Source organism: Actinotignum sp. usb-actsch-rep-73 (assembly GCF_059082735.1).
The window spans coordinates 1-24955 of record NZ_JBHNPV010000053.1; the positions used below are offsets into that span (position 1 = coordinate 1).

At 57.6% G+C, this 24955-nt stretch carries 12 protein-coding genes; 9 read left to right on the forward strand and 3 right to left on the reverse strand.

Going from position 1 to position 24955, the window contains the following annotated elements:
* Nucleotides 1-29 precede the first annotated feature (29 nt).
* Nucleotides 30-956, forward strand: coding sequence for a site-specific integrase (locus AC5RE1_RS03485; protein WP_493938353.1), 927 nt, complete (start codon nt 30-32; stop codon nt 954-956).
* Here AC5RE1_RS03485 and AC5RE1_RS03490 read toward each other — a convergent pair.
* Entirely contained in the window at nt 953-1456 is a 504-nt protein-coding gene (locus AC5RE1_RS03490) for a restriction endonuclease subunit S (protein ID WP_493938354.1), read from the reverse strand. The two genes, AC5RE1_RS03485 and AC5RE1_RS03490, sit on opposite strands and share 4 nt — an antisense overlap.
* Before the next feature lie 367 nt (nt 1457-1823).
* Here AC5RE1_RS03490 and AC5RE1_RS03495 point away from each other — a divergent pair, with 367 nt between their 5' ends.
* From AC5RE1_RS03495 to AC5RE1_RS03510, 4 genes are all read left to right on the forward strand, one after another.
* Nucleotides 1824-9059 (forward strand): hypothetical protein, encoded by a 7236-nt coding sequence (locus AC5RE1_RS03495; RefSeq protein ID WP_493938355.1) that lies wholly within the window; start codon nt 1824-1826, stop codon nt 9057-9059.
* Nucleotides 9060-9276: 217 nt separating this feature from the next.
* A complete protein-coding gene (locus tag AC5RE1_RS03500; protein WP_006681512.1) occupies nt 9277-10866 on the forward strand; it encodes a SpaH/EbpB family LPXTG-anchored major pilin in 1590 nt (529 codons plus the stop codon).
* A 113-nt stretch (nt 10867-10979) separates the two neighbouring features.
* The gene (locus AC5RE1_RS03505) at nt 10980-11996 is read left to right on the forward strand and encodes a class C sortase (RefSeq protein WP_006681511.1); all 1017 of its coding nucleotides are present in this window, start codon (nt 10980-10982) and stop codon (nt 11994-11996) included.
* A gap of 729 nt (nt 11997-12725) precedes the next feature.
* Complete coding sequence (locus AC5RE1_RS03510; RefSeq protein WP_493938356.1) at nt 12726-13976, forward strand: InlB B-repeat-containing protein; 1251 nt, start codon at nt 12726-12728, stop codon at nt 13974-13976.
* Between the two features lie 260 nt (nt 13977-14236).
* Here AC5RE1_RS03510 and AC5RE1_RS03515 read toward each other — a convergent pair whose 3' ends face one another.
* The gene (locus AC5RE1_RS03515; RefSeq protein ID WP_006681509.1) at nt 14237-14512 is read right to left on the reverse strand and encodes a transposase; all 276 of its coding nucleotides are present in this window, start codon (nt 14510-14512) and stop codon (nt 14237-14239) included.
* Nucleotides 14513-14644: 132 nt separating this feature from the next.
* Here AC5RE1_RS03515 and rpoB point away from each other — a divergent pair, with 132 nt between their 5' ends.
* Nucleotides 14645-18124 (forward strand): DNA-directed RNA polymerase subunit beta, encoded by a 3480-nt coding sequence (rpoB, locus tag AC5RE1_RS03520; RefSeq protein WP_006681508.1) that lies wholly within the window; start codon nt 14645-14647, stop codon nt 18122-18124.
* Nucleotides 18125-18139: 15 nt separating this feature from the next.
* Complete coding sequence (locus tag AC5RE1_RS03525; RefSeq protein ID WP_493938367.1) at nt 18140-22036, forward strand: DNA-directed RNA polymerase subunit beta'; 3897 nt, start codon at nt 18140-18142, stop codon at nt 22034-22036.
* 372 nt (nt 22037-22408) lie between these two features.
* Here the strand turns inward: AC5RE1_RS03525 and AC5RE1_RS03530 are convergent, their stop codons facing one another.
* Entirely contained in the window at nt 22409-23455 is a 1047-nt protein-coding gene (locus AC5RE1_RS03530; protein WP_493938357.1) for a putative endonuclease domain-containing protein, read from the reverse strand.
* A 632-nt stretch (nt 23456-24087) separates the two neighbouring features.
* On the opposite strand from AC5RE1_RS03530, the gene rpsL reads away from it, so the two are divergent.
* Nucleotides 24088-24462: a 30S ribosomal protein S12 gene (gene rpsL, locus AC5RE1_RS03535; RefSeq protein ID WP_006681505.1), complete on the forward strand. Its 375-nt coding sequence runs from the start codon at nt 24088-24090 to the stop codon at nt 24460-24462.
* Nucleotides 24462-24932, forward strand: a complete 471-nt coding sequence (rpsG, locus tag AC5RE1_RS03540) for a 30S ribosomal protein S7 (protein WP_006681504.1) — start codon at nt 24462-24464, stop codon at nt 24930-24932. Before rpsL ends, rpsG begins: the two co-directional genes overlap by 1 nt.
* The last annotated feature ends 23 nt before the right edge of the window (nt 24933-24955 follow it).

Genomic DNA, 24955 nt, shown 5'->3' on the forward strand with positions numbered 1-24955 from the left:
GCCACCCCACATGATGAAAGAGGGTAAAAATGCCAATCAGTATCAATGAAGAGTCGCTTTTCTGCGATTACTACTCGCAATGGATTAGCGTCTACAAAGAAGGGGCCATCCGTGAGGTCACCATGGGAAAGTACCGTCTCACGCAGTCTTGGCTAGCCAAACTGATTCCAGACCTGAAGATAAAAGATCTGGACCGGACCTCGTACCAGCAGCTCATTAATGGTTATGCAGAGCACCACGAACGCCAGACAACCATGGACTTCCACCATCAGCTTAAGGGGGCGATCCTTGACGCAGTTGACGAAGGATTCATTCCCCGCGACCCTACGCGCAAGGCTATTATTAAAGGAAAACAGCCGCGTGCGAAAAAGATCAAGTATCTCAATCAGTTTGAGCTTCATGCCATGCTCGGCGACCTTGATTTATCAGGCGGGCCGAGTTGGGATTGGCTTATTCTCGTAGTCGCTAAAACGGGCCTTCGCTTCTCCGAAGCCCTTGGGCTTACCCCCGAAGACTTTGACTTCGCTCATCAAACGCTTTCGGTGAACAAGACCTGGGATTACAAGAACGGCGGTGGATTCGTCCCCACGAAAAACGCCTCCTCGGTGCGGAAGGTTCAACTCGACTGGCAACTCATCATGCAACTTTCTGGGCTACTCAAAGATCTTCCGCCGACTGAGCCCATATTTGCGAAGGGAAAGGTCTATAACTCGACGGCTAACAGCATTTTAGCGCGCCACTGCAAAAATGTTGGCGTGCCTGCCATATCCGTCCACGGGTTGCGGCATACACATGCATCACTTTTGCTGTTCGCTGGCGTATCCATCGCCAGCGTATCCCGAAGGCTCGGGCATGCAAGCATGACCACCACTCAGGAAACCTATCTGCACGTCATCCAAGAGCTCGAGAACAAGGACATTGACATCGTCATGAGGGCTCTTTCGACTCTTATTTAACCTGTATCAGCAAATCGTGGCTCACGCTGATGAAGGGTGATAAGGGAGTCGAGGCGGGAGAAGAACGATCCGATTAACTCCTGTTCACTAGCTGGCGGCACAAGAATCGGCTGTTTGAAGAGGTCCTCCAGCACGAGCTCGTTCATCATGGTGCCGCTTTTCGTCGCCCTGACAAGCGTCTCCCGCATGACCTGCTCGCTGTGGATGTAGTACTTCCACAGCGAGACTGGGTAGCCGTGCTTTGGCCTGAGGCAGGTAAATCGTGGAGACATTATGCCGTCTATCAGGTCGTTTACGACGAACCTGCCGTAAGCGAATTCCTTGTTCGTGTGGCCCTCAAAGGCAACGTCGCCGACGCGAATCACCTTGTAATTTGGTAGCGACTCTTCGGCGGCACCGTTACCCTCATCATTCAGCGTCATGGTGGCGATGGAGAGCGTTCTGTCTGCCCCAAAGCCGACAGCGTTCCGCTCGTCGTTCTTCTCGTAAAGCTCCCCCAACTTACGCTGTTCCCAAGCTGGCGTCGAAGGCGATTGTCGCTGTGTGCTCTCAGCATCTCGAGTTACCGTGAATTCGCGAATTGCTAATAATCCTTCAATAATTTTGCAGGCACTAGCGACCATCGCTAGGGAAGTGAAACATCTTTCACTGAATTTGAAGTTTTGGGTATTAACCCCGGTTTTTTGGGAAGAGCCTCTGTGAAAATTTGATTTTTCACCGGCTCAATAGAGTTATCGGTGTTCGCAAATGGGGTTTGCGAACTTCTCTTTGGAAGAGTACCTTTACTATGGAACCGTTCTAAGCAACAAAGAAGGGGCGTTTGGGATGCGTTTGAGGGCAGCTCGACCTAAGGAGGGGATCTTCCGCATGAGGGGGAGCGGGCTTTTAGCAGCCCTTCTTTGCTGCCTGCTGCTGATAACACTTACACCTGCTGAGGCGATCGCGGCACCGCGATCCCTGGGCAACGATGGCTTAGAGGGCGGGCAACCCGGCACGATTAGGGGCAAGGTTTACGATGACCACCGCCACAACCCCGAGATCTACAACGCTTCCACGCGTCTCGACCCGCAGGACTGGCCGATCGCAGGCGTCAAGATGAAGGCCATGCTGATTAAGTCTGACGGCACGGTGATTATGTCTCGCGACGAGTTCAACAACCCGGTGCCGTTCGAGGCCACCACCAACGCGGATGGTGACTACACTTTCAACTTCCGTCCAGCGCTGCGCGAAGCGTATAACTTGCCTGCCGATGCAGAGAACCCGCGCGTACGTATCGAGCGCTTCGACCGGGTTCGGGTCTGGGTTGATGAGTCCAACTACAACCCTGGTGGCCCGCTTGCAGATTTCACCCCCAAGCGCCTCAACGGCGGCGGCCGCTTCAACGTCGTTGACACGCTAACCCTGTCATGGTTGGGAACCACAAACTACATTCATGGTTCGATCTCGAACTTCAACATGGCTTTCCGCCCCAAAACGAAGACCGCCGCAGACGAGAACGACGCTTGGAACAAGGATGATGTGAACGGCCACCCTGCCAGCCGTCAGTCTCCCGCCGACCCGCTGGGCGACGAGTACGACAAGAAGGGCAAGCACCTGCCGAAGAACCAGTGGGTGCCTTCGTCGCGTCACGTTGCGCCAGGTAAGCGCAACGTTGACACTAACCTTTTCCTGTGCGGCCACGTTTATGCCGACCGCACGTTCAGATTTGACCGCTGGGATAGCGCGCCGGGCAAGAGAGACCGAACTGCAGCTAAAGACCCGGCTGTGCCTGGCGTGCGAGTTGTGGTTTCTTCTTATGCCCAGGACGGCCTCGGCAAGCCGACGGACATTTTGCAGACCCGCTACGACTACACCGATATGGACGGCGCGTTCTGCATCGGCTGGGACGATGTATCCGAAGTTCATAACCGCCCGATTTCGGCGGGTGCTTCGCCTGCCAAGTTCATGGTGACCATCGAGCCGCCAGCGAACTATGAAGAGGCAGAGGCCGATATCAAGGCATTGATTAACAAGGATCGTCGCCCGCAGGCTGAGGATGCTGGCACCGAAAAAGCCAAGTCGGAAGGGCTTTATAACGAGCTGCTGAAGCCTGAAAATAAGAGCCGCATCCTGAAGGCAAGTTCTTCGGGCAGTGGTTTGCCCGAAGGTTTCGCCGCGGTTGGTGCCAATGGCTGGTATGGCACGATCCGCCCAGCTTATGGTAACGCAGGCGCCCCGTTTGGCACTGGTGTTTCTTCAGTCGATGGCGCCTGTGAGTTCCGCACAGGCTACTGTCTGCCCGACCTCCTGGTTTGGGAGGTTGCGCAGGCTGTGGGTCAGAATAACTACCAGTTGGCTGGAACTGGTCTCGATCTGGGTCTGATCCCAACCCTGCCCGAGGTGGATTATTCGCGGCACTCCACCGAGTCGGTGCTGGCAAACGAGAGCACCATTGATGAGCAGGAGAGCAAAGACGCTAAGACTATCTGGGCGAATATCAGGGTGCCGATGCCTGGCTTCAGCTACCGTTTGGTCGCCGTGCCGCGTGGTTCCTCCTGGGATTCCATTGCTTCAGAGCGAGGGTCTTGGTATTTCGCCAACGAAGAGGGTTGGGTCACCTCCGAGGATGTGGCTACCAAAAATAATGGCCTGATGAAGATGCAAGTGCCGGAGGGATTCCCGACCGGCGATTACCAGATGGCGCTGGTCTCCAAGCGCGAGCCGCAGAAGGATGCTTTGGGCAATTCAAAGGGCCAGACTGAGTACGACGTCATCAATATCGCGCCACTGCGGGTCACCGATTCCAAGGTTTTCACCTACACGGGCAATATAACTAAGGGTTCTGACGAGGCCGCCGAGAACGATAAAGCGCGGCAGGCCCGCGACGACGCTTACGGCAAGTCTCAGGAGGGCGAAGCCAGCTACACCGCACTGCCTGGCCAGAAGGTGTACACCAGCTATCTCGATTTGGGCGAGTCGCGTGACGCCGATGAGGGCACGCACCGCGTCGAGCTGTGCGATGCAGATGCCGACGGCAAACTGAAGCTGACTGAAGGCAAGCCAACCTGCCGCGAGGTCGATTCGCAGATTCGCCCCGACACCAAGAAGAATGCCAACGGCGTAGTTGAAGTCATTGAAGACCAGTTCGCCCACAAGTCAATGGGCGAGTGGAATGTGCCGGTCGACCTTGCTGCGGGCAATTATCTGATGCGGTTGGTGCACACTAAAGCTAAGCAGGATTTTGATGTTACTAAGCCGATAGACGTAGGCACTAACTACCCGCTCAAGGGCATGACCATCCCGCGCGATGAGGTCGTCGATCAGCGTCCGTTCACGGTTCTTGAGCCGTTCATCGATGCGGTCAGCAAGCCGTGTGGCGAAGACGGCAAGACCGCCGGCGATGTTTCCGTGACTCTAAAGGGCCTGCACAAGGGCACCAGTTACACGCTCACGTTTAAGCCCAACGGCGACGGCACCGAGATCTCCAAGCAGATCACGGCGTCTTGCGATGGTGACGGCATTTGCTCACAGCAGGTGACTTTCACTGAGGCAGAGCTGGACGGTATCCGCGCTAACGAGGCGAACACCGGGCGCGGCGCGTTGACGCTGGCGCGGGGTGACACGAAGCTAGACACCGACTCGATGAGGGTGCTTTCCCAGAAACAGTGTGAAACCACCGGCGGGTCGGCGCTGGGTGACGGCTGGGAGTGGGATCAGCCGGAGATTGTCCTGCCCTATACCGAGATTCACCTGGGCTACACGCCAAAGCAAAATGCCGATTACGCGACGGAGATAATACCGGATCCCGACACCTACACTCAGTTCAATCGCATTAAATACGGTGGTTTCTATAAGAACGGATACAACAAAAAAGGCACCGATGCCGAAACGGCAGATGCCGGAAAATCGCTTACCGAAGCCGACTTCGAAACAAACTGCGTGGAGAACCCGACCGTCGGCGAACTGAACACTAATGGTGAAGCGAATCGAGATCAAGACAAGAATAACAGCTCGTTTTGCCACATCCCCTGCACGGAGGGCACCGGCGAGGGTTCTTGCCAGCAGCTCTACGGGGCCCCGTATGGTACGCCGGTCTATCTGACCCCGTATCGCCGCAGCCTTAACAGTGGTGCCCTTGCTACGGAAAATGCTGTTGCGGGCACTAAAGAGGCTTACCGTAACGGCCCGATTCGCGTGGAGGTGCGCGACGGCAAAGACTACCAGCCCGGCAGCGTATTAAGTGATCGTACTAAGGGCGGTAGCCAGAGTTCCGGCCAGTTGATCGTGTGGAACAGTGACGGCAAGTTGAAGAACAGCGTCCAAACCAAGGGAGACTTTTCATCGGCTGCCGGTGGTAGCTCGAACATTGACTACGGTGCATGGCAGTTCTACAACAAAGTCACCGGCAAGCCAGTCGATGGTTTTAATGACATAGTTTGGCGCGTGCGTGGCAACGGCAAATACTACGATGCTGTCTCCGGAAACACGGGCGAGCGTTGGCCGACACTTGTCTGGGGAAACCAGCCAGGTGGCGGGTCAGACGACTCCCGCACCTGGTGGAGTAATAAGACTGTCTGGGGAGGCTTACAAGGTGATAAGAAACGTTGGGAAAACGAGGTCGGTACAAACAAGGATCCCGGCTACTTCCTGGTTCGTCCCGGTGGCGAGAAGATGCCGAACAAAGACATCGTCCTGTGCAGCCCCAAGATGCAAAGGAATGATGACGGCAGTATTCCTGTAGACCAGATCACCGGCAAACTCAATACACCTGATGGTTGTGTTACTCCTCCAAACAAGTCCGAGCTGAACGTCGGTGTTCAGGTGCTCACCTTCGACTACCAGACCCAGAAGGCCGGCGACTACCTCAGTCGCGAGTGGATGTCCGAAACGAAGGTGCTGGACAAGAACGGCAACCCCGTGCTGGATTCAAACGGCAACGAGGTGATCCACAAGGGCGTTAACTCTGAGCGTGCTTTACCCAAGGCCCAGACCAAACAGGCTGTGTTGGTTCCCTACAACGCCCGCAGGTTCTACAACGAGAACTGGTCGAACCCGCGTCCGCACCAGTTCCACTGGGGCGAGCCGGTCGGCTTTGACGGGCGTTGGATTGTCGGACAGTACAACACCAAGGACTTCAACACGAAATCCACTGACAAGACCGAAGGTGGCGACTGGGCCTCGAAGCAGTGGGACACCTCCGATTGGACGTGGGACGCCCAAAATAAGGTATTTAAGACGGATAGTCTTGTCGACTGGAATGCAAAAGGCAGCTTCTGCAAGTACATATTCCGTTACCACAACGGAACCAACTATGCTGGCACCATTTCTAATGGCTACAACAACCAGAAGTTAAAGTTCATTCCGAAATACGAGCAGGAAAAGCTCTGGCGTGAGCTTGGCCTCGACATCGTCACGGTTATGTACAACGGCGATAACAATAACCTGCCCAGCGAACGCGTCGGCTGTGTGATCTCCACAGACGCCGAGGACGGCGTGCCGATCTATTCCAAGGGCAGTTTCATGGATAAGTACCGAAACACTCGTGGTAGAGCAGGCTTCGAGGCCCAGAATTACGACAAGAATCTTGAGGAATCGCTACCTGACGAATGGAACGGCAAACCCGCCAACTTCAATCCGCATAGCGCGGCTAATAAGCCCACGGGTCGCCTGCGCTACGGCGCTCCGCTCGGCATCCACGACCTGCAGGTCGACGTCATTGACGAGCCGCAATTCGCCTTTGGCACTCCCAATAGTCGCATAACGCTTCCCGAGCCTTGGCGCATCGAGGTTCTTCCTGACGTCGACCTGAAAGATCCCGTCATTACAGCCTGGACCGGCGAAGGCGCTTTCTCACCGGCTATGGATGGGGAGCAGCCTGCTTCGGGCACCACCGTCTGGAAGCAGGGTGACACCTATCGTGTGCATCGCGGAGATAACTTCGACCTGAAGTTCTTGGCTGGGCCTAAGGCTGGCGAGGCGGCATACCAGATCAAGAAGTTCGAGCCGATGGGCGACAACCGTCCTAAAGGCGTGAACCTCGGTGAAGCTAACAACGGCAAGTGTCTCACCGATGAGGGCGATGCTTTGCTTGCCACTGGCGATCCGGCGACGTGCAATAAGCGCATTATCAAGCTGGACGGCACGGTCGCGGGTGATGCCACGCTGGGCGTCTACCAGTACAAGGTGACGGCGACCAGCACCAACTCGTCCGACCACGGCGAGCACGAAGAGATCTCGTTCATCATGAACATTGAGGTACTGGCCGAGCCCGCTGCAAAGCCGACGCTTAAACCTGCCGATTTCTACGGCACGGTAAACAACCCGGTGACGTGGGGCCCGCTTGAATACACCCTGGGCAAGAACTCCGATGGCACCGACCAGAAGCTCGACTCCATGAGAGTGGTGAACCCTGCTCAGCTACCCGAAGGCGTCAGTTTCGGCACTAGATGCGAGATCCCAGGTGGCGAAGGCGAGCCGTGTAAGAAGTACGGCTACTACTTCATCGGCACGCCGACTAAAGAACAACAAACCTGGGTTGACGTCGAGTTGACCGTCCGCAACAATGACGGCAAGACCGCAACTGTCACCGCCAGGTACAACATGACGGTCGCCAACAACGAGACCGTTCTTACCGCGCAGACAATAACCGGTGAAGCAGGCACCTTGTTGGAGACCGAGACCAACTACGTTGGCAAGCCGATCAACTCGAAAGACGGGCACAAGTCGTACTCCCTGTTTGGCATGAATGGCGTCACGGCCAACATGAAGAAGGGTAGCGGGTTCACGCTGGAATACGAGACGCCACCGGCTGATGCGGCCGAGCTGAATAAATATCCGGTGCTCTCGCTAGAGGAAGTGCGCGACGCCCGCGGCAACCTAACCGATGTCGTGTTCAAGGGTCAGCTGAATAACGTCGGCGAATACAAGATGGTTGCTCGCTGGACCTACCAGGACGGCACCGTGGTGAAGGTCGCCAAGCTACCGATAACGGTGACGGTTGAGGACGCCACGCCTCCGAATATCGACGGGATAAACGATCAAGAGGTTTACCTTGGCGAGAACGGCCAGGTTGCTGCCGACACAGTTATCAACAACGTCTATGTCAAAGACAACGACGGCAAGGGTAGCTACCCGGTTGCGATAACTGGCCATAGCGCGACGGACACTGACCTGACTAGCGCCACATTCTGCGCGCCCGTTGTGGGTGACGGCGGAACTGCCAATAAACCCAGGAAGGTTTTCCACCAAGGCATCGAATACACTGAGGACGTTGGTGGCCAGACGCTGACCTTGACCGGCCAGCAGGGCAGGCTCAACGACAGCGGCGTGTTCGAGCCAGCAACCGACGTGGTTAACGACCCGTGGCAACTGACTGTCGGCACGGAGGGTAAGTCGGCGGGGACATACATGTGCCACGTGAACTTCACCGACGCCACCGGCAACACAGATCGCAACACCACGCAGTTCAGCCCGAACAAGTCGCTGAACAAGACCACTCATGTCGACGAGAACTGGCTTGGCGAGCGCACGTTCCTGCTTAACATCAAGCAGGCGTTGGAGCTGAACGTTATGCCCGACGAGGAGACGATCGTTAAGGGTTCGCCGATGTTCAGGCCGATGAACGTTGAGGCTTTCTCTCACGGGAATCCCTCGAAGATCAACGTTCAGACGCTTTGCGCCCCGTCCCAGGCCTCTGACGGCTCCGTTGACGGCCTACCTTCCGATCAAAACGGCCAGCCTTCGGTGGGGATCAGCGACACCAAGTTCGGCGTCGAAACGCCTAACGCCGACCAGATCGGTCTGGACGGCTACAAGGCGCGTACTGTCGCGAAGATTGACGGCAACGCAAACGACGCCCAGGTTGGCACGTACAAGTGTTACGTCTACGCAGTGGGCGAGGGCTTCACACTGAATGACGACGGCACGGTGAGTGGCGACGGCACGCCCATTGAGGGTGTCAACTGGGTGCGTAAGCCGATCACGGTTCATGTTGTCGAGGCTGTACTGCCCAAGACGGGCGTGTTTAGCCTCAACTACGTCGCGGGTTACGCGGCGCTGTTGATAGTTGCTTTGGCAGGGGGTGGCTACCTGTATCGGACTAGACGTGGAGAGTCCAGGGCTTAAATGGGGTCCGCCGGTAGGACAGCTGAAACTGGCCGATCGCTGGAAAGCCAAATAACTCATCTTGTGCCTGCTGGAGAGATCCGACACGCACAAGTTGGGACGAGATAACCAGCAATTCGAATCCTGGACATAGTAGGGGCATCGGAAGATGCCTGGCCCGAAACTTCGGGCAGCAAGGACATCAACCGATGTCAAAATGACATTGAAAGGAAAGAAAATGGCTAAGAAAAAGTCATTCCGAAAGCTGCTAGCAGCAGCTTTCGCGCTGACGCTAGTCGGCGGACTGGGCGCTGGCGGAGCAGCGAACGCTGCGCCCACTGGCACTGCCCCTTGGGCAGACGGAGCACCGACCACGGGCTCGATCAAGATCATCAAGACAGATGACAAGAACGGTGGCGCCAAGGTTGAAGGCGCTGGCTTCACCGTCACTCAGGTCGCCAAAATCGGCAATGATGACGTGAATACCACTACCTACGCCGGCTGGGAGACCATCGCCAAGAACATCGATGCGATGAATAAGGGCACCGCTACCGTTACTCCCGGCACTGTGCATCCTGAGCAGAAGACTGACACCAATGGTGAGACAACCTTCTCTAACCTCCCGGTAGGCCTCTACCAGGTCGAGGAGACCACGATCCCTGCTGGCCACACCGTGGATGTCAAGAAGTTCTACATGACCATCCCGGAAATCACCGGCACCGATTCGACCAACCTGACCTACAACTACGACGTAACCGTTAACCCGAAGAACGTCAACGAGTCCGGCAACGTCACCAAGAGCAACCCGTCGGGTAGCATTGTTGGCGCGGGAGCTAATACCAGCTACACCGTTACCGCCAAGCTGAACAAGTCCAAGGGCACCGAACAGGGCGCCAAGGATCTGACCAAGGCCGATATTCAGGGCTTCGCCATCTTCGATGACGTCCAGGTTGACGCTTTCGAAACTCCCGCCGCGGCAGTTGTAGGTGATGTGAAGGTCGGTGACACCAAGCTGACTCTCACCGATGATTACACTGTTTCTGTCACACCCGACCCGGCTGGTTACACCGCTGGTACGCGTACCCGTGTCCAGGTGACCTTCACCGACGCCGGCCTCACCAAGATTGCCACTGCCGCTAACGCTGCAGCTGGCACCAACGTTCAGGTAACCGCTGTCTTCAACCTGAAGCTCAAGGACGATCTGTCTGGTGCGAAGAAAGATAATGCCGGTAACGTTGTCGTAATCAACAAGTTCGGTTTCATTCCCGGCAACGGTGAGGGCGAGAACCCCTCCGACCCGGTTGTCCCGAACCCGGGCGATCCCGATCCGAACAACCCTAACCCTACAGACCCGACCATCAAGTTCGGCGATTTCCAGATCAAGAAGACCGACGCCACCGATAATGCTGCACTTTCGGGCGCAGAGTTCATCGCCTTCGCCCAGAAGGCTGACGCCGAAAACTGCGTTAAGACCGACGATCGGTCGAACTGTGCAGGAGTTGCTGCTGAGTACAGCACCAAGACCACCGGCACTGACGGCAAGACTGAGGCTTACAAAGCCAAGGTAGGCCAGGAATTCTATGTGGTTGAGAAGAAGGCTCCGTCGGGCTACATCCTCTCCAACAAGGTGACTGCGGTCACTGTTACTGCTGGTAGCAACATCTTCGAGACCGGTATCACCAACATCCGGACCAAGGACTCTGGCAAGTGGTTCAACCTGCCTCGCACCGGCGCCATCGGTGTTGGCATCTTCGCTCTGCTGGGCGCTGGCCTGGTAGCTGGCGGTACCGCAATGCACCTGCGTTCGCGTCGTCGTGAAGACGCCTAACAACGCAGCGGTAGATAGCCGTTGAACAGTGGGGGGCTGGCCAAACGGTCAGCCCCCCACACTCTCTCAAACCACACGCAGGCTAGGTACTGCGAAAAGACACGGTAGGAAGAATGAACGAAGATCTCCAAGGCCACAACGAGGCAACCGGCAAGGCTGCGCGAACCTCTCTTGCAGACGACGCTTATACTCCCGACCCCGAATACCGAGCCATTCGCGGCTCGGACGACCAGGCCAACGACAAGAAAGATCGCCGAAAGCGCTGGACACCACTAATCTTCATTCTGCTGGGCGTGCTCTGCCTGGCATACCCGATCACCTCCACGGTCTGGAATAATCATCAGCAGAAAATCGTCAGCGAGGCTTACAAAGACCAGGTGAATAAGCAGTCGCAGGAATTGAAAGACTCCTACATCAAGCGTGCCAGGGAATACAATGACACCCACAAGGGCTTCCCGGTGCTCGACCCGTACCTGGGCAACGTGGCCCCCGACTCGCCCGAATACCAGGAATACCTGAATGTGCTCGACCAGCCGAGCGGCATCATCGGCGTCGTCAAGATCCCCAAGATCCAGGTCAAGTTGCCGATACGGCACGGCACCGACCATGACACCTTGAGTGCCGGTGCCGGCCACATGTTCGGCTCCGACCTGCCGGTCGGCGGTGTCGACCGACACACGGTCATTACAGCTCACACCGGCCTGCCGACTTCCACCATGTTCGACCGGCTGACCGACCTGAAGATCGGCGACGAGTTCTTCCTCGAGGTTCAAGACCAATCATTCGGTTATCGCGTCACCAGAATCGACGTTGTGAAACCCAATGACCCGTCCCTGCTCGGCCGCGAAAAGGACAAGGATCTGGCCACCCTGCTCACCTGCACGCCCTACGGCATCAACTCCCATCGGCTGCTGGTGACCGGCGAGCGAATCATGCCGACCCCGCAAATCCCCGCGGTCGACGGCACCCAGTGGTCGTGGTGGATGATCCTGTTCTTGATTGCGATCGTGATTTCGCTGCTGATCGCGACCCAGGTGGCCCGCTACACGGCTGCCAGGCGCAAGAAAGAGAAGGAAGAGGAATCCGCCGAGGGTGCTGAGGCTCCCGATTCACTTGCCGAACTCGCCTAGCCAGACTCGTTTTCCGTCCGGAAAACCTGGCTTATTTGAAGAATGCAGAGGCGTGGCGGCCTGGTGCTTCGCAGATTGTGGGTCAAGACTTGTTAGATGAGTGATGGTCATGCCTCACTTATCCATCATGGATGTCTTGCCTGGCGTAGTGAGCATAAGTGATTATGCAAATCGCACATTTTAGAGTTGTGTGGAGGCTAACGTAAAGCCTGGTGGGTGTTCGAGGAGGGCGCTCTTCTTGCCGCGACGCCCGTGGGGTGTGACGACGAAGTCGTTGGATTTGAGGGCGCGGGCCTTTCCTCTGCTGATCCCCGTTAGGCGGGTGAGTTCAGCGAGGTTCACGGTATCCAAGCTGAACGAATCACCTTGTTCCGCGCGCATCTTGTTGAACGCAGTGTCTAAATCTCTTGTAAGTCATTACATTCATTCATCATTCTCCTTTCCTGACGCACTAGCGCCGTCAGTGTAAGCCTGGAGGGAATGTAATGGCTGTTTTAATTGCCTCGGATTGGCTATTTTGGCCTGACCCTGAATGGCTAGAATAGCCCGACGCTAACATGGGCAAACCCAGTAGGAACTGATGAGGAATTGATATAGTTAAAATGTGTGGTAAGGACTATCCTTTTGAAGGTGGTTTTTGTGGAAACAGTTAGGCGTTCCGGCATTTGGTGCGGTCTTTTGGCTTTTGTAACCGCATTGTGTCTCGTGGTAGGGGGAGCGGGCACGGCTGTGGCCGAGCCGGCTGAAGCGGGCCCCGTTCCAACGAGAAGCGCGGACCCCGTTCCAACGACAATCTCCGCATATACTCCCGGAGGGTTCCTGCCGGGGGCGGATGGCAAGGCACCGATCTACGGTTCGGTGAGCGCAATTTGGCCTGGCGGCACCGAGGCAAAATTGCCTGGGGCTACGGTTAGCCTGTATCCCCATCCCACGTCAAAAGAGGACAGAGAGTCTGGCGCTGTCGCCCCCGTCTATCAAGCAACCACCGATCAGAACGGCATGTACCAGTTCACCGTGGATGCCTCTCCGAGTGGGGACCGGGACTTTGACATAATGATCGAGTATAAAGGCGTCAAAAGGGTGTATGGCAATGTTGATGATGAAGATTCTGACAGTGCCACATACGTCAAACGTCGACTGGTCGTTCGCCCAATTCTCACCACTGAGGCCGATCTTGACGAGGCGGGCACTATACAGGGGAAACTGGCTGAGCCCAAGGAGCTCGAGCTCAAGCGCGACCAGCTAGTTGACTGGGACACGTACCTGTTGGGACGCGGCACAAACCTCGGGGGTAAGAAGGCGCCCGGATTCGACGTAATGCCGATCGAGCGGTTGAAGGCTTATGACAAGCTATCGAGTGCCTTTGCCGCCCACGGGACCAGGATAACTGCCGTCGATGAGAACGGGAATCCGGTCGACCCGAGCCAAATCACCGCAAACCCTGGGACCTACACGGTCACCTACGAGATTGGCTTTGAGCTTCCCACGACAGGCGATGAACCCATAAGGGGTTACCTCACGCCCCGTAGCGGTAAAGAGTACCCCGGAGAGTTTCCTGCAGAGGGCAACCGCATGGTGCTGGGCAGCGCCTCCCTCACGGCAAAGGTGCCCTATAAGCTTTCCTACGATGCCAACGGCGGGGAAGGCGCAACCCCCGACGAGGCATCGTTCATGAAGGGTGCTTCGGTTACTGTTGCGGGCCATGGCGAGCTGAACAAGGGTAAAGCGGAGTTTACCGGCTGGAACACGCAGGCCGACGGGAGCGGCACGTCGTATTCCGCAGGTCAAGAAGTGACCTTCGACGCCGACACCACGCTGTATGCCCAGTGGAAAGAGGTGCCCGCCAAGACGATGAAGGCCCCCAAGCTGGCTGCTACTGGCAGCAATATCCCCTATCTGTTCGAGGCAGCTGCGTTCGCATTGCTCGTAGGCTCTGGCATTGCAGCCTTCAGCAAGCTGGCTCGGCGTCGCCGGGAATAGGCCGACAATCGTGTAGGCGTCAAAGAAACTGCCGACTGAGCGCTGGAGTGGTCGCAGGATTTCTTTCGACTGGCTCTCACCGTATCTGAGCGGCGGCGGCTCCCACAGTGGGGTCGCCGCCGCTTTTGCTTACTGGTGCGCGACTGCATGGTTGATTTAAAGGCACAGCGCCGAAGAGCCTCGTGGATAACGCTCATGAAACTGCTTGAATTCTCAGCTGTCGCGCTCTCGACACTAGGGACGCAGGTATCCCCGCCGCTCTATCGGAGACCTTTCTTCTGCTCGATAAGGTCAAGCAGCTCCTGGCGAGTGTGCGCGCCCAATTTCCCATACATCTGACGTATATGGGTCTTTGGCATGGACTCCACGCCCAGCTCGGTCACCACCTTTTCGACCTCCCGCGTGGACACACCCATGAGGTACATCTCGGCGACCGGCGCGACGAGCGCACGGTCGACGCGCCAACGTGGTAGTTGCGTGAAACTCGGCACAAACGCCAAAAGATATTGAGGTGAGGAGTCGCGAATCCCTATCATTGATACTTGCGCCTTATTATGCCCGAGGTGATCCGTATCCACCCCGCTGTATCAGGCGCTGAGCGGGATGGACGGAGTCAGATAATGGGCGAAGGCGTGTGTGCGCACCGAAAATGCAGGGAAGGATCCCCTTTGGCTGCCAGTAGCACTGCCAACCAGCCCAGGAACCGCATCTCATTCGCTAAGCTCGCCGAACCGCTTCAGGCCCCGAACCTTCTGGGCCTGCAGGTCGAGAGCTTCGATTGGCTGCTGGGCAATGACGCGTGGAAGGCTCGCGTCGAAGCCGCTAAGGCGGAAGGCCGTAACGACGTCCCCGACGTCTCCGGTCTTGAAGAAATCTTCGAAGAAGTTTCGCCGATTGAGGACTTGGGCAAGACCATGTCCCTTACGTTCAGGGAATGCCAGCTCGAACGACCGAAGTACTCGATCGAAGAAGCAAAGACCAAGGACTACACATACTCTGCACCGATGTATGTGACCGCGGAGTTCATGAACAACGAGACCCTTGAGATCAAGCGTCAGACCGTGTTCATGGGCGATTTCCCGCTCATGACCCCGCGTGGCACCTTTATCATCAATGGCACTGAGCGTGTTGTCGTCTCGCAGCTCGTCCGTTCCCCGGGCGTCTACTTCGAGCGCGTTTCCGAACGTTCCACCGACCGTGAAACGTTCAGCGCAAAGGTCATTCCTAGCCGCGGCGCATGGCTCGAATTTGAAATCGACAAGCGCGATTCTGTTGGCGTTCGTATTGACCGCAAGCGCAAGCAACCTGTCACCCACTTCCTCAAGGCAATCGGCATGACCGAATCTGAGATTCGTGAAGAGTTTGCCGAATACCCGGTGCTCCTCGAGACCCTCGAGAAGGACACCGTCAAGACCCAGGAAGAAGCCCTCGTCGACATCTACCGCAAGCTCCGTCCCGGCGAGCCCGCAAACGTCGAATCGGCACGCACCCTGCTGAACAACTTCTACTTCGATTCGAAGCGCTACGACCTGGCAAAGGTCGGTCGCTACAAGATCAACAAGAAGCTCGGCACCGACGCAGATCCGAAGGCTTCGACTCTCTCCATCGATGACGTCGTTGCAACCGTGAAGTACATGCTCGCTCTGCACAAGGGTGAGAAGACCTTCCTCGGCACCCGCAACGGTGGCGAGGTTGTCGAACTCCGTGTTGAAGCGGACGACATCGATCACTTTGGTAACCGCCGCATTCGCGCAGTTGGCGAGCTCATTCAGGCGCAGGTTCGCGCAGGTCTGTCCCGCATGGAGCGTACCGTCCGCGAACGTATGACGACCCAGGAAGCCGACTCGATTACTCCTCAGTCGCTGATCAATATCCGCCCGGTTGTTGCAGCGATCAAGGAATTCTTCGGCACCTCCCAGCTGTCGCAGTTCATGGATCAGAACAACCCGCTTGCAGGTCTGACGCACAAGCGTCGTCTGTCGGCTCTTGGCCCTGGCGGTCTGTCCCGTGAACGCGCAGGCATGGAAGTTCGTGACGTCCACCCGTCGCACTATGGCCGCATGTGCCCGATCGAATCCCCTGAAGGCCCGAACATTGGTCTGATCGGTTCGCTCGCAACCTTCGGTCGCATTAACCCCTTCGGTTTCGTTGAGACCCCGTACCGCGTTGTTCGCAACGGAAAAGTCACCGACGAGGTCGAATACCTGACCGCAGACGACGAAATCGGTCACTACATTGCACAGGCCTCGTCCCGTCTGAACGACGACGGTACTTTCGCAGAAGACCATGTCCTCTGCCGTGTCGCCGGTGAAGACCCGACGCTGATCCTGCGCGACCGAGTTGACTACATGGACGTGTCTGCACGTCAGATGGTGTCTGTTGCAGCAGCGTTCATTCCGTTCCTCGAGCACGACGACGCAAACCGCGCACTCATGGGCGCGAACATGCAGCGTCAGGCAGTGCCGTTGCTGACCACCGAAGCACCGCTGGTCGGTACCGGTATGGAACGTCGTGCAGCACAGGACTCCGGTGAAATGATCATCGCCACCCACGCTGGTGTTGTTTCCGAAGTTTCGGCAGACATGATCATCGTTTCCACGGACGAAGGCGGTCGCGACACCTACCGTCTTGAAAAGTTCGAACGTTCGAATCCGGGCAACTGCACCAACCAGCGTGTCATCGTCGACGAAGGCGACCGCGTTGAGGCCGGCTCCGTCTTGGCTGATGGTCCGGCAACCGACAATGGTGAAGTCGCACTCGGCAAGAACCTGCTCGTCGCCTACATGTCGTGGGAAGGCCTCAACTACGAAGACGCGATCATCCTGTCGCGTCGCGTCGTTGAAGAGGACGTCCTCACCTCGATCCATATCGAGGAATACGAGGTCGACGCCCGCGAAACCAAGCTCGGCGAAGAAGAAATCACCCGCGATATCCCGAACGTCTCCGAAGAGTCACTCGCTGACCTAGACGAACGTGGCATTATCCGCATTGGTGCCGAGGTTACCGCTGGCGACGTTCTCGTTGGCAAGGTCACCCCGAAGGGTGAAACTGAGCTCACCTCCGAAGAACGCCTTCTGCGCGCAATCTTCGGTGAGAAAGCCCGTGAAGTTCGTGATACCTCCCTGCGTGTTCCTCACGGCCAGGAAGGCATCGTCATCGGCGTCCGCGAATTCAACGACGAAGAAGACGAACTCAACCCTGGCGTTCGACAGACCGTTCGCGTCTACGTCGCCCAACGTCGCAAGATCACCATTGGTGACAAGATGGCAGGCCGCCACGGTAACAAGGGCGTTGTCTCCAAGATTCTGCCGGTTGAGGACATGCCGTTCCTCGAAGACGGAACCCCGGTTGACATCATCCTCAACCCGCTTGGTGTCCCCGGCCGTATGAACGTCGGCCAGGTACTCGAATACCACCTCGGCTGGCTCGCTCACCAGGGCTGGGATGCTTCCAAGGCTGTCGAGGCCGGCGAAGCATGGACCCGTCACCTCCCGGCTGACGGCATCACCACCGAACCTGAGACTCTCGTGGCAACCCCCGTGTTCGACGGTCTTGAAGCCGACGAACTCGCAGGCCTGCTGCGTAACGTGAACCCGAACCGCGACGGCAACCGTCTGACGAACGAGCAGGGCAAGGCCCGCCTGTTCGACGGTCGTTCCGGTGAACCGTTCCCGTATCCGATCGCAGTGGGCTACACCTACATGCTCAAGCTCCACCACCTGGTTGACGACAAGATTCACGCCCGTTCAACCGGCCCATACTCGATGATCACGCAGCAGCCACTGGGCGGTAAAGCCCAGTTCGGTGGCCAGCGTTTCGGTGAGATGGAAGTGTGGGCGCTCGAAGCTTACGGTGCAGCCTACGCGCTCCAGGAACTCCTCACAATCAAGTCGGATGACACGACCGGTCGTGTGAAGGTCTACGAAGCGATCGTCAAGGGCGAAGACATTCCTGAGCCCGGAATCCCCGAGTCCTTCCGAGTTCTCATCCAGGAAATGCGCTCGCTGTGCCTGAACGTCGAAGCTCTCGACGCAGCCGGCAACGCCATAGACCTGCGTGACCAGGAAGAAGACTTCAACGCGCGCGAAGACCTCGGCATCACGCTTGATGCCCGTCCGAACGCTGCGGCGACCATCGACGCGATCTGATAGGGAGAGATGACTTTGCTGGACGCCAAAACGTTCGACAGCCTGAAGATCACCCTGGCCACAAGCGATGACATCGCTTCGTGGTCACACGGTGAAGTCAAGAAGCCGGAGACCATCAACTACCGCACGCTCAAGCCCGAGCGCGACGGCCTGTTCGGTGAACAGATCTTCGGCCCCACACGCGACTGGGAATGCGCGTGTGGCAAGTACAAGCGTGTCCGTTACAAGGGCATCGTGTGTGAAAAGTGTGGCGTCGAGGTCACGCGCTCTAAGGTTCGCCGCGAGCGCATGGGCCACATCGACCTCGCCGCACCGGTCACCCACATCTGGTACTTCAAGGGCGTGCCCTCGCGCCTCGGTTACGTGCTGAACCTCGCTCCGAAGGACCTCGAAAAGGTCATTTACTTCGCCGCATACATGGTCACCGAAATCGACGAAAAGGGCCGCGACGAGGACCTCATGGATCTGCGCGCTGAACTCGAAGTTCAGAAGAAGCAGATGGAAGACCGCCGTGACGACGCCATCAACCAGGCGGCCGAGAAGCTCGAAGCTGACCTCGCTGCTCTCGAAGCTGATGGCGCCTCCGCCGCGGAACGCGAAAAGCTCCGCAAGAGCGCCGAGAAGGACATGGCGCGCCTTCGTAAGCGCTTCGACGGTGACATCGACGGTCTTGAGGTCGTGTGGGATAACTTCACGAACCTGAAGGTCGGTGCCCTGATCGGTGACGAGCGCCTCTACCGCGCGATGGTCGCCCGCTACGGCACCTACTTCAAGGGCGACATGGGCGCAGCTGCCATCCAGAAGCGCCTGGAAACCTTCGATCTTGAAGCCGAAGTCGAATCCCTCCGTCAGACCATTGCGTCCGACTCCGGGCCTCGTAAAGCACGTGCCATCAAGCGCCTGAAGGTCATCAACGCCTTCATCGCGACCGGCAACTCGCCGGCATCGATGGTCCTGACCAAGATTCCGGTTATTCCGCCGGACCTGCGCCCGATGGTTCAGCTGGACGGTGGCCGCTTCGCGACCTCCGACCTCAACGACCTGTACCGTCGAGTGATCAACCGCAACACCCGACTCAAGCGACTGCTTGAACTGGGTGCGCCGGACGTCATCGTCGCGAACGAAAAGCGCATGCTGCAGGAATCTGTGGACGCGCTCTTCGACAACGGTCGCCGTGGTCGCCCCGTTGCAGGCCCGGGCAACCGCCCGCTGAAGTCGATCTCTGACATGCTCAAGGGCAAGCAGGGTCGCTTCCGTCAGAACCTGCTCGGTAAGCGCGTCGACTACTCTGGCCGTTCGGTCATCGTCGTCGGCCCGCAGCTGAAGCTCCACCAGTGTGGTCTGCCCAAGCAGATGGCACTCGAGCTCTTCAAGCCCTTCGTCATGAAGCGCCTCGTTGAGAAGAACTACGCGCAGAACGTCAAGGCAGCGAAGCGCAAGGTCGAGCGTCAGCGCCCCGAGGTGTGGGACGTCCTCGACGACGTTATCCGCGAGCACCCCGTGCTACTGAACCGTGCACCTACCCTTCACCGTCTGGGCATCCAGGCGTTCGAGCCTCAGCTCATTGAAGGTAAAGCCATTCAGCTGCACCCGCTCGCCTGTGGCGCGTTCAACGCTGACTTCGACGGTGACCAGATGGCAGTCCACCTGCCACTGGGTGCCGAGGCTCAGGCTGAAGCGCGTATCCTCATGCTGTCGACGAACAACATTCTGAAGCCGTCCGACGGCCGCCCCGTTGCGATGCCGTCACAGGACATGATCATTGGCCTGTTCCACCTGACTTCGGAACCGGATTCGACGATCGAAGTTGCCAAGGATTCTGCCGGCAACCCCATCGTTCCGTCGTTCTCCAGTGCCGCTGAAGCGATTATGGCGTTCGACATGGGTCTGCTTGACCTCAACGCGAAGGCTCTCATTCGCTTCGACGGCATCGTTCCGCCGGCCGATTGGGAAGCACCTGAAGGTTGGGAACCGGGCGACGATGTTCTGCTCGAAACCAGCCTCGGTCGCGCGATCTTCAACGAGCAGCTACCGGTTGACTACCCGTTCGTGAACGAGGTCGTCGGCAAGAAGCAGCTCGGTCAGATCGTCAACACCCTGACCCAGCGTTACCCGAACGTTCTGGTTGCAGAATGCCTCGATGCCCTGAAGTCGGCCGGCTTCCACTGGTCGACGTGGTCGGGTATCACGATCGCGTTCTCCGACATCCAGGCATCGCCGCGCAAGGAAGAAATTCTTGCTGAATACGAGGCTCGCGCAGCCAAGATTCAGGAAGACTTCGACGCAGGCTTCATCCTCGAAGAAAACCGCTACAAGGACCTCGTTGACCTTTGGCTCGAATGCACCCAGAAGGTTGCAGACGACATGCGCGGTAACTTCGACGATCGCAACACCGTGTACCGCATGGTCAACTCGGGCGCGCGTGGTAACTGGTCACAGGTCCAGCAGATCGCAGGTATGCGTGGTCTGGTGTCCGACCCGAAGCAGAAGCTCATTGAGCGTCCGATCAAGGCGAACTACCGCGAAGGCTTGACCGTTCTCGAGTACTTCATCGCAACGCACGGTGCTCGTAAGGGTCTTGCTGATACGGCACTTCGTACCGCAGAGTCTGGCTACCTGACTCGTCGTCTGGTTGACGTCTCGCAGGACGTCATCGTTCGTGAAGAGGATTGTGGCACCCGCCAGGGCGTCAAGATCAAGATCGCGAAGAAGGTCGACGGCGTTTGGGAGGCTCTCGAAACGGTTGAGACCACCGCATATGCGCGTAACCTTGCCCGCGATGCTGTGAACGAAGCCGGCGAGGTCGTCATGCCCGCAGGCACCGATCTTGGTGACGATGAGCTCATCGCACTTGCGCAAGCAGGCGTTGAAGAGATCACCTGCCGTTCCGTCCTCACCTGTGAATCGCAGGTCGGCACCTGTGCTGCCTGCTACGGTCGCTCGTTGGCTACCGGCAAGCAGGTTGATATTGGTGAAGCAGTTGGCATTATCGCCGCTCAGTCGATTGGTGAGCCCGGTACTCAGCTCACGATGCGTACGTTCCACACCGGTGGCGCCGCATCTGCAGCTGATATTACCCAGGGTCTGCCACGAGTTCAGGAACTCTTTGAGGCTCGTAGTCCGAAGATGGAAGCAAAGATGAGCGAGGCCGCTGGTCGCGTTCACATTGATGACGAGGATCCGTCGGTCCGTCGCATCGTCATTACTCGTGATGATGCGAAGGAAGATGACGTTATTGAGGTCTCGCGTCGTCAGGAGCTTCTTGTTGCTGAAGGCGAGCATGTCGAGGCAGGCAAGCCTCTGACTGAGGGTCAGCTTGATCCGAAGGAAATCGTTCGCATCATGGGGCGCTCCGTCGCGCAGAAGCAGCTTGTTGACGAGGTCCAGAAGGTCTACCGCGATCAGGGCGTCGGTATCCACGCGAAGCACATTGAGGTCATCGTTCGCCAGATGTTGCGTCGAATTACCATCCTTGAGCCCGGTGATACGACTTTCATGCCCGGCGAGCTTGTTGACCGTATGGCTTACCTGGCGCAGAACCGCAAGGTCGCTGCCGAGGGCGGGCAACCTGCTTCCGGTCGTCAGATGCTTATGGGTATCACGAAGGCGTCGCTGGCAACCGACTCGTGGCTGTCGGCGGCATCCTTCCAGGAGACGACGAAGGTTCTCACTGAGGCAGCGATGAACGGCAAGTCTGATTCGCTCGTTGGCCTCAAGGAGAACGTCATTCTCGGTAAGCTCATCCCGGCTGGTACCGGCTTGTCGCGTTACAACCGAGTCACCGTTGAGCCCACTGCGGAAGCACTTGCTGCTTCGAACTACACGCAGATGGACTTCCAGGATGGTGGAGTTTCCGAGGACTTCCTCGATGCTCTTGGTGCGATCGACTTCGGTATGTCGTTCCGTGAGTAGTAGTTGCTCTTTAGCCAGGCAATGACCGGCTAAATACGAGGCGTGGCGCTTGATGTGATTTGTTCGCTCGGGCGCCACGCTTTGTATATGTTGTCGTCTGTCTTTCGGCGCTTGTTCACCGTCGGCGAACGGTGAACAAGCGCCTGTTCGCTCAGAGCGAACAGATTGTATTTGGTGCGCCGTCGAACGAGCGCGGGACACAGAAGTTACGAAATGTGACTGTAAATCGTGAACAAGCGCGGGGGTGAGGAAGCGGTATCAGACCCGAGACGACACCGTAGTGCCTAGGCAGTGGCAGGGGTGCCGAGTGGCAAGGGTGGAAATGTCAGTAAAAACGGTGGATTGATTCGGTCAGTAGAGACAGGCGAGGTGTCAGGCGTGGACGCGAGCGCGTCTCATAGTGGCCGGACAAGCGTCAACCTGCAGAAGTAGCATGAACACGGAATTCAATATCTTCGAACAGTCTGACAAGTCTTCCCAACGGAAACGGATGAACTGCCAACCGTCGGCCTCTAATTGTGTCTGTCGTTGAACTTGCTTGGCCGTAGCCTCGTCAATCTCTAAGTCACTGTCCCCGTACTTGAAACGCCCGTCAAACTCGATTGCGACGTGAGCCTCAGGAAAGCAGAGATCGAAGAAGAAACGGTTGCCGTTACTTGTGACTTCGTACTGCGTTTCAATGCCAGCTAGTCCGCTTGAACGCAGAATCCATAGGATGTGGCTTTCTCCAGGACTCTCGCACGCGGCATCGGCGTGAGCGAACAGCCAAGAGCCGTCCGCGCGATGGCGGTGGCCCGATTCGAGCTGTTTGAACTGAGCGATCAACGACTGCCTGAGTGTTCGAAGGCGTTTTTTGAATCCAATGCTTCTGCTTCGTGTGTTCTCAATCAACAGGCGCATCCCCGAGCAAGCCATCGAGAAAGCTAGCGCACCGCACTCCTGCACTGCGAGCGTCAACAGCGCGTCATGTAAGGTCAAACTCCGCACTCCATCAATCCTGCACGTGTGATTGGCGATAGGAAGCATCCGGTGAAACACGATTGTGGCGCGACTGGCTAGTACTTCTTCGCCGAGAGTGACCGCTGGTAACGCCTTTGCAGAACGCGTTGAATTTGACAGGGAAGCCATATGGACGTCGCCGGGGTAATCAAACGCGCGGGCACCGTGCAAGTACGCTGCTGATATCCCCGTTGGAACGCATCGCGGATGAGTGTGCTGAACAGCGATAATACGAGCAAGTTGGACGGCCTGTTCACGTTGCCAATGCTGAGGGAGTGTCGAGAGGTAGGTGACGCTCAGGAAAGCGCCTCTTCGTATTTCGACGTTGTACATGAGTTCGTCGCGCGAAGCTCGGTGCGGGCGGGTGAATGTCATTGCCTTGCGGACGTCGCGGATGCGAGGCGCCTGGAAACGGTGCATGGGGACCTCGATTGTGGGCTGAGGGGGGAGTAGGTGTCTAGCTTCCGCGATGGAGAGGGAATGTGCGAGGCTCCCTAGAGCGAAATGTTGATAAGTCGGGGTGTGTGAAAACTGTGGAAAACTACCGCGCTTGTTCACCGTTGCGGAACTCAATACGGGGAGGGAAGCGCGTAGTTTTGCGACTTTGGCGCGCTTGTTGAAGCAAAGCGCTCCTAGGCGTTCAAGTCCGTCAGGGTTTGGAAAAGGGTTCGCGGTGCCCTAAATGAGGAGTCGTTGGTGGTGAACAAGCGCGGTGGGTGGGGCGGGCGGTGGTGAACAAGCGCGGTGGGGGAAGTGGGGCGCACCTCACGAGTTGCGCCTTTGACCAAGAAACCCCAAGCCTCGTAAACTAGACGAGGTTCCCGTGTATTTACGGGTTCTCTTTCGTCAGCTTTCGCTGACAGCGGGCTCCGTCCGTCGGAGCTCCGGGCGTCATTCTCTGGCCAGCCGAACGGTGGCTATCATGGCGCACCGGCCCCTTGACGGACATGCGTGTGTCCGTAAGGGGATTCGTCAAGCCATGGATGACTAGACAAGGGCCTTTCGCGATTGCTCAATCGAAAGGCCTCCGACGGAAAGAAACTGGAGAACCAGTGCCTACCATTCAGCAGCTCGTCCGCAAGGGTCGTAGCTCGAAGCGCTCGAAGGTGAAGACCCCAGCGCTTAAGGGCTCGCCTCAGCGACGTGGTGTGTGCACCCGCGTGTACACCACCACCCCGAAGAAGCCGAACTCAGCCCTCCGTAAGGTTGCTCGTGTGCGCCTTTCGTCCGGCATTGAGGTTACGGCGTACATCCCCGGTGAAGGCCACAACCTGCAGGAGCACTCGATCGTGCTCGTTCGCGGTGGTCGTGTGAAGGACCTCCCGGGTGTCCGTTACCGTATCGTTCGTGGCTCCCTCGACACCCAGGGTGTTCGTGGTCGCCAGCAGGCTCGTTCCCGCTACGGCGCGAAGAAGGAGAAGAAGTAATGCCTCGTAAGGGCCCAGCTCCTAAGCGTCCCCTCGTCGACGATCCGGTCTACGGCTCGAAGGTCGTGACCCAGCTCGTCAACCGCGTACTCCTCGACGGTAAGAAGACCGTTGCAGAGCGCATCGTTTACGGTGCACTGGAGACCGTGCGTGAGCGCACCGAGCAGGAACCGGTTTCGGTTCTGAAGCGCGCTCTTGACAACATTCGTCCCGCCCTTGAGGTTCGCTCCCGCCGTGTTGGTGGCGCGACCTACCAGGTTCCGGTTGAGGTTCGCCCCGCGCGCGCCACGACCCTTGCCCTGCGTTGGCTGGTTGACTATTCGCGTCAGCGTCGCGAAAAGACGATGACCGAGCGCCTCGCGAACGAGATCCTGGATGCCTCCAACGGTCTCGGCGCCGCCGTGAAGCGTCGTGAGGACATGCACAAGATGGCCGAGTCGAACCGCGCGTTCGCTCACTACCGCTGGTGATTTTGGGTGACGAGGCCGGGATC